Origin of the sequence: Nostoc sp. JL31, from assembly GCF_017114965.1 — a bacterium.
Classification (GTDB): domain Bacteria; phylum Cyanobacteriota; class Cyanobacteriia; order Cyanobacteriales; family Nostocaceae; genus Nostoc; species Nostoc punctiforme_A.
Map to the genome: position 1 here is coordinate 1 of NZ_JABXKO010000053.1, position 12133 is coordinate 12133.

The 12133-nt window shown below is 41.7% G+C and carries 15 protein-coding genes; 6 read left to right on the top strand and 9 right to left on the bottom strand.

The annotated features are described in order from the left end of the window. The 3 genes from HWQ43_RS13425 to HWQ43_RS13435 all read left to right on the top strand — a co-directional run. On the top strand, positions 1-116 hold a 116-nt coding region (locus HWQ43_RS13425; protein WP_292730004.1), incomplete at its 5' end, for a photosystem II protein D1. 250 nt (positions 117-366) lie between these two features. Next, positions 367-876, top strand: a complete 510-nt coding sequence (locus HWQ43_RS13430; RefSeq protein WP_292734172.1) for a hypothetical protein — start codon at positions 367-369, stop codon at positions 874-876. A gap of 48 nt (positions 877-924) precedes the next feature. After that, complete coding sequence (locus tag HWQ43_RS13435; protein ID WP_292734174.1) at positions 925-1812, top strand: hypothetical protein; 888 nt, start codon at positions 925-927, stop codon at positions 1810-1812. 45 nt (positions 1813-1857) lie between these two features. Here the strand turns inward: HWQ43_RS13435 and HWQ43_RS13440 are convergent, their stop codons facing one another. The 6 genes from HWQ43_RS13440 to HWQ43_RS13465 form a co-directional block, all read right to left on the bottom strand. Next, positions 1858-2580: a hypothetical protein gene (locus HWQ43_RS13440; protein WP_292734177.1), complete on the bottom strand. Its 723-nt coding sequence runs from the start codon at positions 2578-2580 to the stop codon at positions 1858-1860. A gap of 488 nt (positions 2581-3068) precedes the next feature. Continuing rightward, positions 3069-3263, bottom strand: coding sequence for a 30S ribosomal protein S21 (rpsU, locus tag HWQ43_RS13445; protein WP_069073011.1), 195 nt, complete (start codon positions 3261-3263; stop codon positions 3069-3071). Positions 3264-3386: 123 nt separating this feature from the next. After that, a complete protein-coding gene (locus HWQ43_RS13450) occupies positions 3387-3701 on the bottom strand; it encodes an RNA-binding protein (protein ID WP_194047264.1) in 315 nt (104 codons plus the stop codon). A 402-nt stretch (positions 3702-4103) separates the two neighbouring features. Then, a complete protein-coding gene (locus HWQ43_RS13455) occupies positions 4104-4964 on the bottom strand; it encodes a 3'(2'),5'-bisphosphate nucleotidase CysQ (protein WP_292734184.1) in 861 nt (286 codons plus the stop codon). 36 nt (positions 4965-5000) lie between these two features. Next, entirely contained in the window at positions 5001-5861 is an 861-nt protein-coding gene (locus HWQ43_RS13460; RefSeq protein WP_292734187.1) for a sugar kinase, read from the bottom strand. Positions 5862-5873: 12 nt separating this feature from the next. After that, the gene (locus HWQ43_RS13465) at positions 5874-6473 is read right to left on the bottom strand and encodes a PadR family transcriptional regulator (protein WP_292734190.1); all 600 of its coding nucleotides are present in this window, start codon (positions 6471-6473) and stop codon (positions 5874-5876) included. 316 nt (positions 6474-6789) lie between these two features. On the opposite strand from HWQ43_RS13465, the gene HWQ43_RS13470 reads away from it, so the two are divergent. The 3 genes from HWQ43_RS13470 (at position 6790) to HWQ43_RS13480 (ending at position 9757) form a co-directional block, all read left to right on the top strand. Next, complete coding sequence (locus tag HWQ43_RS13470) at positions 6790-7203, top strand: hypothetical protein (protein WP_292734192.1); 414 nt, start codon at positions 6790-6792, stop codon at positions 7201-7203. Between the two features lie 176 nt (positions 7204-7379). Further along, positions 7380-8354: a DNA polymerase III subunit delta' gene (locus HWQ43_RS13475; RefSeq protein WP_292734195.1), complete on the top strand. Its 975-nt coding sequence runs from the start codon at positions 7380-7382 to the stop codon at positions 8352-8354. 209 nt (positions 8355-8563) lie between these two features. Beyond that, the gene (locus HWQ43_RS13480; RefSeq protein WP_292734199.1) at positions 8564-9757 is read left to right on the top strand and encodes a Coenzyme F420 hydrogenase/dehydrogenase, beta subunit C-terminal domain; all 1194 of its coding nucleotides are present in this window, start codon (positions 8564-8566) and stop codon (positions 9755-9757) included. 136 nt (positions 9758-9893) lie between these two features. On the opposite strand, the gene HWQ43_RS13485 is transcribed toward HWQ43_RS13480, so the two are convergent. From HWQ43_RS13485 to HWQ43_RS13495, 3 genes are all read right to left on the bottom strand, one after another. After that, complete coding sequence (locus HWQ43_RS13485) at positions 9894-10304, bottom strand: hypothetical protein (RefSeq protein ID WP_292734202.1); 411 nt, start codon at positions 10302-10304, stop codon at positions 9894-9896. 246 nt (positions 10305-10550) lie between these two features. Then, a complete protein-coding gene (locus HWQ43_RS13490) occupies positions 10551-10910 on the bottom strand; it encodes a VOC family protein (protein ID WP_292734205.1) in 360 nt (119 codons plus the stop codon). A 135-nt stretch (positions 10911-11045) separates the two neighbouring features. After that, positions 11046-11984, bottom strand: coding sequence for a HAMP domain-containing sensor histidine kinase (locus HWQ43_RS13495; RefSeq protein ID WP_292734208.1), 939 nt, complete (start codon positions 11982-11984; stop codon positions 11046-11048). Positions 11985-12133: the final 149 nt, after the last annotated feature.

Genomic DNA, 12133 nt, shown 5'->3' on the forward strand with positions numbered 1-12133 from the left:
GCGCTAACCTGGGTATGGAAGTAATGCACGAGCGTAACGCTCACAACTTCCCTCTCGATTTGGCTGCTGGCGATTCTGCTCCTGTAGCTCTTTCCGCTCCTGCTATCAACGGTTAATCATAATCTGAGATATACTCTTCAAGTTTATCTGTAGACGAAAGACGCTCTCCCGAAAGGGGGGGCGTTTTTGCTTTGCATTGGGTTAATTGCTACGTTGAGTATGGCACTTGACACTTTTTTGAAGTGTAAAAATGACCCTTATAGTTGAGAAGTTAGGCAATAATTATCAAAAAGTAAATTTTACGGGTAATAATTGCTAGCAGCGCAGATAATTGCCTCAAAGCTCAACTATAAGGAAAAGCCAAGAATGATTTTACACCGTGGACGTAGGGTAGTAGCCGCTTTGCTGCTGTCGGTGGTACTACTGACAACAGCCTGTAGTCCAAAAACACCTGGACGTTTTGACCAGGCACAAAAAGAAAGCACTCAACAGAAAAAGGGTCTTGCGGTAGCTAAAACCGCAACTCAGGGTAGCGAATTTAATAAATTTTTCCCAAAAGCTGGTGATGGCTACCAACGCGTCTATACCCAAGAGAAAAAAGGTTTTTCGGAAGCGAAGTTGAAAAAAGGCGGTAAAGATATAGCGGTGCTGTCTATTTCTGATACTACTAGCACACCTAGTGCAGCAGCAAAGTTCTCGAAAAGCACTAAAAAAATTGGCGGTTATCCTGCAATAGAAGTTGGTAAAACGCAAACTGCAATTTTGGTAGGTAAGTACCAAGTAAAAGCACTTTCTCGTGATTCATCATTTACAGCTAGCGATCGCGAAGATTGGCTAGAAAAGTTTAATCTTAATGGTCTAGCTAGACTGAAATGATTTGCACTACTAACATTCAGATCATAAAACTTAAATAAGGAGATTTTTGTGAGCAAATCGATTGTTGAGTTGGTCGATCAATTGCCAACTGGCGGCTTGACTGTTTCTATGTTGAAGTCCCTTGATTTTGTTGCTCCTGGAGAGTGGCAAAACACCGTCGGCTTTGTCAACACTATCAAGAAAGTCACTGGCGAAGACGACGAAGATTTAATTCAGCAAATTGGCGAAAGAGCGATTTATCTATTCAACGATAAATCCCAAGGATACCAAACAGCTTTGTGGTTATATCAAACTGTTGATAATACAGATAAAGCGCTTGGTGCAGCTGCTTTAGCTAACAAAGTTGGTGAGAAAATTCCTCTGTTGGGTTTTTTAAACTCTGTCACTCCCAAACCAGATAAAGCCCAAACCATTGATTTGACATTAAAATTAGTGGCTGAGTTGGTAGCCTTCTGTCAAATTAACGGCATTCCGGGAGACAGTATTGGGGATTTTGTCGCCTCTTTAGGTGAGTATAGTGGTGAGTCACTCATCCGCATGGTAGCGTTAGTTTGCATTGATGGTTTGATACCTTTGGGCCCAGATTTTATCAGCAAAGCGATATCTGGGCTGAATCAAACAAATCCACAGGAGTTAGAACAAAACTCGACTTTCAAAAACATCAAAGATGTGATTCCAGGGAGCAATGCCGGCAGTAAACTCAACTTTATCGGCGAAAGCTTTGACTCTGTGAAAGGTTGGATGAGTGGGTTAGTTAGCGCCAATAATTTAACGCCGCAAAAGGTTGTCCACAACTTGCAAAGTTTTACCGATATTGCTGATGACAAGTTGGACTACCTCGCAGCATTTCTGGATGTAGCAACAAATTATTATGAGCACACTGGCACGCAAACTTTAGCACATCGCTTGATTGAACGCGCGGTAGCTGAGATTTAGGCTGATGGGGAGTGGGGACTAGGAAGATTTCCCAATCTCCAATCCCTATTGGGGTAAATGCAAATCTGCTGCGATCGCATACAAGTAAGGTTGAAAAATAGCCAAGTCTTCTAGTTTATCAAACTTACCTGTTTGCGTACCTGTGTCAAATGCAGTAGTAATTACGTAAAGTTTAGTGCCATCAAAGGCAACATGACCGATATGTTGCTCTTGTACTCCACTTTGTTGCTTAAGTCCAGCGAACCCATAGCGAATTCCCTGAAGCTTACCAATGGGTACTGGTTGCGGTGGGTAGGCTGAGAAAATAATCTGTTTTCCATATTTACCCTGACGATCTTTTGCAAACGCAGCGTAGTGGTCTGCAACCCAAGTCTTAAGTACTGGTAATAACTGGGTTTGGTACTTGGAACTTTGGTAGTCCACTAGAGAAGCAGTTGGAATACCAGCTGTTAAGAGTTTCTTTCGGAAATCCTCATTGTTTGCTAGTGGGTAAATGTTAATCTCCACTGTACCCAAACGTTTTCCTTTGGAGGAGACACACAACAGGGGTGCATTTCCTTCACAGGGAGCAACTTGCCAGTTAGTTGGAGCAGCAGCACTTCCCAGAATTTTCTGCCAGATATTTCCCTGATTAGAGTTGGGAAGTTTAGCAATGGTAGGAGTTTTTACTACTTTGGGTGGAGAAAATTGGGGTAGAACAAATTTCGCTCCCACTGGTATTGACACCAGCAAAATAGAGCCTAGTAATAAATGATAAAGTCGTAACATTTTTTTTCAAAATCCAGAGCCAGGGATTGCAGACTAACGATATCTACAATACTTTATGGATATAGAGGAAGAATACATTTATATTGCTGCGAGTTCCGCAAATGGAACTCAACAAACTATAGCGCTTCTTTGTGGAATCAGGCACAAGTTAGGGGCGCATAGCTATCGCCCCTACGAATTGCCCTAAGTAGCTAGGCATAAAGAAATTAAAGTTTGTAGTAAGGAGTTTAGTCCTGATAAACCTTGCTATGAGCGATGAATTGCTCACTACAAACTAGAATTTTATTGTATGTTTAATTATGCCTACTTAGTTCACGCAATTGAAAATATATACACTTAGTAGCGCTGAAAAAACAGTACAGCCCTACTACGAACAGTGTTGTTTATTGATTGATGTATGCCTAATTACTTGTGGCTTGCCGGAGGTATGGCAACAATGAAGAGATGCTGGCTAGATGTCAAATCGAAGGGCAAATTTGCTTGGACTTTTAATTGAAGCGAGAACGTTGTTGACGACGTTGTTTGTGCCTAGCAATTGCTTTACGTTTCTCTTTTTCTATCGGTGTCTCAAAGTGACGCTTTTTTCTCATATCTTGGAAAATTCCTGCTTTAGAAACTTCCCGTTTAAATCTTCTCAAGGCTGATTCAATACCTTCATTCTCCCCTAAAACTACTTGTGTCATTCTCATTCCTCCTTAATGTGGATGAATAGTTCGAGGCTAGATACCAAATAAAATATTCCAGCAGAATGGAGCCTTTGGCTTTATCTGCTGGAGACTCTAAATGTGAAATTTTCAGGAATTGACTTAGTAGCGATTATTGTTGCGGCGGGCATTATTACCGCCACCCCAGCTACCACGAGAGGAGTTACTTCTTTCCTCACGAGGTTTAGCTTTGTTCACTTTCAAATCACGTCCCATCCACTCAGCACCATCAAGTGCATCAATGGCAGCTTGTTCTTGTGTGTCTGATTCCATTTCCACAAAAGCGAACCCACGCGGCCGGCCTGTTTCCCGATCTGTGGGTAGTTGAACACGATTTACTGTTCCGTATTCTGCAAAAGCCTGCTTTAGGTCCTCTTCTGTAACCTGATAGGACAGGTTTCCGACGTAAATTGACATAGAAATCTCCGAATTCAGGGAGTGTAGAGAGTTAAATTCGGAGAGACGGTTTTTAGAAATCAAAACGAGTTACTCAACCGAAAATAATCTTTATGTCCATGAGTGTAGCACAGCATTCAGCCTTTGAATATTGCCTGATAGTGAATTTTATTCACAAATCAAACCTTTCAGGACGGTTTGCAGACTTTTTAAAGACTGGCTTTTTTTGCTTGTACTATATAAAGTTACACTTTTAATCGGAAATCGTAATTAACTTGCGATCGCCCAGATATTTAGTGTTTTGAAAATTAAGCTGTGGACTAAGGGGTAAAGATTATTATCGGTAATCTGATTAATCATACCACGATCAACTGTCTTAAAAGCAAATTAATCTAAATTAAAAAATATTTATCCTCAAGTATATTAGCTATGGTCAAACTGCGCTAAGAGACCCTCTGCTTTCTTACATAGTAATTCGTGATATTCACCATTACTAGCTAGCAAACCTCCCCATTGATTGATATCACCAGTGTTATACTGCAACGGAGTGCCGTCGAAGTGAGTAAACTGACCACCGGCTTCTGTTAAAATCAATTCTGGGGCAGCGATATCCCAGTCTTTGGGCGCAGACTTGCCGGAAAGGGAAATGTAGATATCTGCCTGTTGCTCGACAATGGTGGCAATCTTACAGCCAACACTACCCACAGATTTCTGATTTTGACAGGGTAAGTTTTGTAGCAGATGATCTAACCGTTGGTTGCGGTGAGAACGACTAACGACTAAGGTTAAATCCTCAATTCCTTTACCTGAAGACACTTGTAAAGGAACAGATCCGTCACGGGTTTCTACAAATGTACCCCCGCCTTTGGTAGCGTAATATAACTTTTGAGCCTCTGGTACTGCCACCACTGCCAACACTGGGCGTGTTTCTTTGACTAAAGCAATGTGAACTGCATAGTCGCCAGTTTTTTCGATAAAATCTCGTGTGCCATCCAAAGGGTCAATTATCCATACCCAAGGGGCAGAAGGCTGTCTAGCACTACTTGGCGCTTGATAAGTTTGTTCGCTGATGTAAGCAAAATCTTCGTTACCCAAAGTTGCTTGTAGCCTCTGTAAAATGTATTGGCTCACAGCTACATCGGCAACAGTGACAGGCTCATTCTGCTTATACTGGATTTCTAAGTCAGGGTCTTTTGCTGTACCGTGGTAATACGATCGCAGTATCTCTGCTGCGCCCCAACCTACCTCACGAGCGATCGCTAATATTTCTTGTAAATCTTTCATTAATTTGGCCTTCTATAATTTTATTAACCTGACAACTCAGCCCTTTAAATTCATCCAGCGCCGAGTACCAAAAAATTTACAGGAATCAGCAGCAATATTAGCTGCCAGTGTCAGTGCATCAGTAAAGCTTTCCTTTAAAATGTAATTACAGAAAGCACCGTGAAAAATATCTCCAGCCCCTAACGTATCAACTGCTTGAATCTGCGGCACATCTACGATACCAGTTTTAGTGCCACTCAAGTATTCAATTGGTTCTTGTCCGTGGGTAATGGCGATATGAGGAATGTCAAATCCACTGAGATAGCTAAAAACGTCTTCTCCACTTTGGCAGTTGGGGGGATAAAAATTAGCTGAACAGATAGCATAATCCACAAACGGTAGAATTTGCTCAAATCCAGGCTTCCAACTACCACCATCGATCGCTACTGGAATATTATTGGCCTTAGCCATTTGAACGATGGAATCACCAACCACCACCTGATGTCCATCAATCAGTACGATATCGACATTCTGTAAAATATCTGGCGGGATAGATGCGCTGCTAGCTTGAGTTTTCACAGCATTGATCGAAACCACAGCGCGTTCACCTGTGGTTTGAGTGACAATAATCGAAGATACAGGCGGTACTAAATCAGTGGTAGGCTCAAGGTCTGCGATCGCAACTTTGTAATTTGCCAAGTCATCTCGAATGAGCTGCGTCATTGGGTGAGAACCTACTACACCTAAGACAGTAGCCTGATTTCCTAAATAATTAAAAGTTACAGCTGCGTTTGTTGCTGGTCCCCCTGCCGCTACAGTATAGTCAGTAGCGACAATCTTCTGATTATTCTTAGGGGCAGAGTCAGCAAGGTAAATCAAATCTAAAGTTACTAAACCTACAAATAATCCACGATTCATCTGCTCTTTCGTTCAAAATTCAATTCTGAATTCTGACTCCTGACTCCTGAATTCTTTCTTGGTAAATGGATATGGCTCTTGGCGACTGATAACATCAATCGCTGTCTTCAACCAATCAATATAAGTCTCTTCTCTTCGGATTACCAACTCCAGCACCAGCCTCTGCATCACCTGCTTGCGGTTGGCAGATTCATCGCCGAATGATGGCAAATGGATGGTTTCACATTCAGCCAGCTTTTTGCTTCGAGCCGCTAATTGTTGCTCCAGTAGGTGAATGATGGTTTCATTCGACAACTGATCTGCAAAATGCAACTGCACGAGTAAAGGTTCTCTGATAGTCGGTAAGGGCTGATGAATCCCTAGCCATCGCCTAAATTCGGCTTTCCCTGGCTCCGTCACACTGTAGACTTTGCGGTTGGGGCGATCGTGTTGAATCTCAATGTTACAGGTAATCCAGCCTTGCTCAACTAGCTTATCGAGAGTTCTGTAAATTTGTGCCTGATCTGCTGGCCATAAATGGGCAATGCATTGATCGAAGCAGCTCGTTTTGAGGTCGTAGCCCGTCATTTCTTGCTGCTGAAGAAGACCTAAAATTACATTTGCTAGCGACATGAAGATGGTTTTCCCATAATTGATATTTTCTCGCTCGGTTCTACACTATGTAGTTCTTATAATTTTATGTTAATATATGATTAATCAAATATAAGATATGACGTTTATAAAAGATATGCTCATTATAGTGCTTCTTAGCAAGGAAACCTAAATACATAAAAAACTCCATTCACAAGGACATGGGGAAGAAGAAGGGAATAGGTTAAAGGTAACAGGGTACAGATCCCTATCACCTGTTACCTGTCTAACTGTCCCTCCAATCCTAATGAAATTATTTAAGCCATTGAAGACTATTGTAACAAGAGGATAAGTAACATTGACTTCTAACGCACTTACACAAAGAATACGTCAGCATCAATATCTGCGTGATTTACGAAACAAATTACTCCACCTTCACAAGATGTTGCTGGAGACAGAACGTATTGCCTACGAACAGATTAGTGGACGAGTATCAAGTGCAGAACTTCTTCAGCTAGTCATTGCTCACGAACAATTTGCTTGGCTACATCGCATTTCTGAGATGGTTGTGCAAGTTGATGAAATGCTCCAAGCAGATGAACCGATATTGCTGGACGATTTCCAAAAATTGATTGCTGATGTCCGTACACTCATTGTACCGCTAGAGACGGGTAATACCTTCGAGAGAAAGTATTATAACGCTCTCCAGCGCGAACCTGGTGCTGTATTGGCACATGCGGAGATATCCAGATTTCTCACGTCTAAGGTTTAGTATCCCAAATTATTTGTAGTAGGGACGCACGGATGTGCGCCCCTACTATGGGATGCTTTTTTAACCGGAAGTCCCTAAAGGTAAGATATTTCTAAGCGATCGCTAATTTACCCAAACAGTACTGAGTACAAAAGGCAAATGGAAAATAATAACTCCTAATTCTTAACTCCTAACTAATGACTAACGATCCATTTGCACCATTTATCGGACAACAGCAAGCTATAGAATTACTTACTCAGGCTGTCAGACAAAACCGGGTTCCTCCAGCCTACTTATTTGTGGGGCCAGATGGTGTAGGCAGGAGTTTAGCAGCCAGGTGTTTTGTGGAATTGCTATTTTCCAGTGGGATGGGAATCACTGCATCTTTACAAAACCGTTTGCGTCAGGGGAACCACCCGGCTTTATTGTGGGTGCAACCAACGTACCAATACCAGGGACAACGATTAACAGCAGCAGAAGCAGTCGAAAAAGGACTCAAGCGTAAAGCACCACCTGTAATTAGACTAGAGCAAATTCGGGAAATTACCGAGTTTTTAGGTCGTCCGCCTTTGGAAGCGCCGAGGAATGTGGTAGTGCTGGAAGAAGCCCAAACAATGGCAGAAGCCGCAGCCAATGCTTTACTTAAAACCTTGGAAGAACCGGGACAGGCGACATTAATTTTAATTGCACCGACACCTGAATCTGTATTGCCGACTTTGGTATCACGCTGTCAACGCATTCCTTTTTATCGCTTAGATGCACAGTCTTTAGCTGTTGTACTCACACAAACAAATCATCAGGAAATTTTGCAAAATCAGGCAGTATTGAGCATAGCAGCTGGTAGTGCCGGCAGTGCGATCGCATCTTATGAACAATTACAAGCTATTCCTGATGAGTTACTCGAAGACTTGAAAAAAGCGCCTAAATCTTACCGTAACGCCTTAGAGTTAGCCAAAAAAATTGATAAGGATTTAGATACAGAAGCACAACTGTGGTTAGTTGATTATCTTCAGCAATTCTACTGGCAGCAGTGGCATCAACCTAGTATCATTAACCAGCTAGAACAATCTCGAAAACACTTGCTTTCTTACGCTCAACCACGGCTAGTTTGGGAATGTCTGCTTTTATCTGTGTATCAAAAATCAAATTCTATTTATCCTACTCATCGCTGAGTGCGATTGTATTTCTATAGTTCCTCATCAAAGCCTCAGTAGAATATTTAATTAATTCGTAGCGAAATAAATTAGGCAAAACTCTGCATTACTTTGCGTCCCTCTGCGTTTCAAAACATTACAATGTCTTGTTCATGGTCTATCGTCAAGTTCATAGCGAGTGAAGGTATTGTAATAAAAGCGATTCCTGGATAAAACAAAAAGTTTATATGACCTCAGTTTCTCCTCACAAAAAAGCCAGAGCCTTAAAACCTACCAGCCGCCGCCCTGCGAAAGAACTTTGTAGCGAGTGCGGACTATGCGATACATACTATATTCACTATGTCAAGGAAGCCTGCGCTTTTATTAATCAGCAAATAGGCGAACTTGAAGAAGAAACACACACGCGATCGCGCCATCTCGAAAACCCCGATGAACTCTACTTTGGTGTTCATCAAGACATGATAGCAGCGAAGAAACAGCAGCCCATCGAAGGCGCACAATGGACGGGTATTGTGAGCAGCATTGCCATTGAAATGCTGAATCGCGGCTTAGTTGAAGGTGTCGTCTGCGTGCAAAACACCAAAGAAGACCGCTTTCAACCCATGCCAGTCATCGCCCGTACTCCAGAAGAAATACTAGCAGCACGGGTAAATAAACCAACGCTTTCCCCGAACCTTTCCATATTAGAACAGGTAGAAAAATCGGGAATGAAGCGGCTGTTGGTAATTGGTGTTGGTTGCCAAATCCAGGCATTACGAGCCGTAGAAAAACAACTTGGTTTAGAAAAGCTGTATGTTTTGGGTACGCCCTGCGTAGATAACGTTAACCGCGCCGGACTGCAAAAATTCTTAGAAACCACCAGCCGCTCGCCTGATACAGTTGTACATTACGAATTCATGCAAGACTTCCGGGTTCATTTCAAACATGAAGATGGCTCATCAGAAACAGTGCCTTTCTTTGGCTTGAAGACTAACAAACTCAAGGATGTCTTTGCCCCATCCTGTATGAGTTGCTTTGATTACGTCAACTCCTTAGCCGACTTAGTTGTTGGTTACATGGGCGCACCCTTCGGTTGGCAATGGATTGTAGTTAGAAATGACACTGGTAAGGAAATGCTAGATTTGGTGAAAGACCAGTTAGACACTCAACCAGTAACGTCTAAAGGCAATCGGAAAGAAGCCGTACAACAAAGTATTCCTGCTTACGATAAAGGCGTTACTCTGCCGATGTGGGCAGCAAAACTGATGGGTGTGGTAATCGAAAAAATCGGCCCCAAGGGTCTAGAATATGCGCGATTTTCCATTGATTCTCACTTTACTCGGAATTATTTGTATGTGAAGCGCAATCATCCAGAGAAATTAGAAGCGCACGTTCCAGAGTTTGCCAAGCGTATTGTTGGACAATATAAACTACCAGAATAGTGTTTCGCGTTTGTGTGCAAATATACCTAAGCCTGCTTTTGCAGGCTTTTCTGTCTAGTAGCAAACTTATCTACTAAGTAGTAAAAGTTTGTTTATAATTTTCTGCTGAGGGACAGTATTTAATATTTAGTAATTATTAAGACTGCTTAGAAGCTAATCGCTTCCGGGCTAGAGTAACTGCTTTGACATTCTCGGTAATTATAGCTACCTTACCACATACTTCAATTAGTTTACCCATTCTTACCATTTTTAGAGAATCTTTTCCTTCGTATGAAGCTATACCTACTATAAAAGCAGTGACAAATACATATCCAAGAATTTTTAGATTATTTACTCCTCTATTGAGATAAATCATGCCAGCAGGGATAAAAAAAAATGTTAACACACCAGCAATGATAGGGCTTTTTTCTGCTAGTTCTTCAGTTCTGCTTATATCTCTTTTAGTGGGGAGGAAAGGATTCCAAGGAGAATCTGGGGTTTGGTTTTGATTAGAGTTGGTTGCCATTTTTTTGCCAGTACTTTTAACAGGCAAGTAGTTAGCTTGCATACCTCAAGAATTCTACAGAAATATCGTTGTTGGCTTCAGAGTCAACACGGTTTTTGTTTACAAGTTTTTGTAAGATAGAAAGTAAAATTACTGAGGAGAAAGTCTGGAAAGTATAAGATGTAATGTTGAACGAAGAAAGCTATAGGACAAAATCTTCTTAAGCCTCTCCCACAGGTTTGATTGCTGCCTCTGCAATTGCTAATCTCTGCCATTGTCCCTTGTCTACTTCATCTGCCTCACTTCCCCTCACTGCTGACTCAACTCGATAATATTCCCATCAGGGTCTTGAGTAAATAAGGCAGCGCGACCAGAGGCGCTAGCTTGAATGGGATAATTATGATTGAGAAATTCCTGTTTGGCAGCGTCTAAGTCAACTACTGTGAAGGCGACATGGGGATTACGTCCCCATTTTTCGTTTGGGTTTTCCGTGGGGACAGTGGTTGCAACTATCAAGTGAATTTGATAGTTGCCGACTTGATACCATGCACCAGGGTAGTTTAAGGAACGATCTATTTTGGATAATCCCAATACTTTGCCATAAAAATGTTCAGAGCGTTCTAAGTTAGTCACAAGAATCGCTGTATGGAGACTTTGGGTAATCTGCATTGTCGGTAAGATGCGATCGCGTTTATTTAGATTTTGGCGTAGTTTTAACTCTTTCGGTGAGTGAGGGAGACAGGAAAAGAAGAATTAATAACCAACGCCTAATGACAAATGACAAAGGACAAAGGACAAATACCATCACAAACTCAAAGGCAGCTGAACTGTAAACGTTGTCCAGCCCTGAGAACTGGTAACTTCAATTCTGCCTTGGAGATATTCTACTAACTTCTTAACCAATGTTAAACCTAATCCTGTGCCGCTTTGTTGCCAGCGTTCCCGTTTCGGGTTGCCGTTGGCATCGCTTTCAGGAATCCGGTAAAACGGGTCAAAAATTCGAGATTGTTCTTTTTTCGGAATTATCACACCAGAGTTACTAATTGTGATTTGAAAATAAGGAACTTGAAAATTATCTAATACACCAGATTTAGCATCCTCATTTGGCGGACTTTTTGTGGTATCAATTACCTCAATCTTTAACACAATCTGTCCATCAGGCGGAGTGTATTTACAAGTATTGTTGAGTAACTCGGAGACAATTTCAGTCAGGCTAGCCAAGTCTGAAACTAAAGGCGGTAAATCTGGAGAAACACTAACTTGCAAAGACTGTTGCCTAGCTTGAGCGCGTTCTTGAAAATACTCGGCAACGTGAGGCAACCAGTTTTGCAGTTTAATTGAAGTTAATTCCAAGGGATAGACATCTGCATCAATCATTCGTAGATGCAGCAAATTGTCTACCAAATCCAGTTCTTGTTCGCATTGTTCGCGCAGAATACCTAAGTAGTGGGCTACAGATTCAGATGGAGGAAGTGTGTTTGAATTTAAGATCCCCTGCCGATCGAGAATATTTTCTAGCACAGAAATTGCCATTTTGATGTTTGACAAGGGCGTTCGCATTTCATGAGAAGTGGTTGCCAGAAAATCCTCTTTTAACTTGTTCAGGCGTTGAAGTTCTGCCACTCGAATTTCTAGTTGTTGAGCGCGTTCAGCTGCGAGATTGCGTTCTTCGGTTAACCGTCGTTGCGTGTCATCTCGGAAAACAAATACGGCTCCTGTAATTACACCACTATTATTTTTCAAGAGAGTAGCGCTATCAGCTATTGGTATAGTTTTTCTGTTTTTAGAAACTAGTAAAACACCACTGCCTAAATATATGAACCTATCCCACTAATACCGAAATATGGTAATCTACTTCTCGTATGAGAGGGGTGTATCTGTGTATGGCTGGG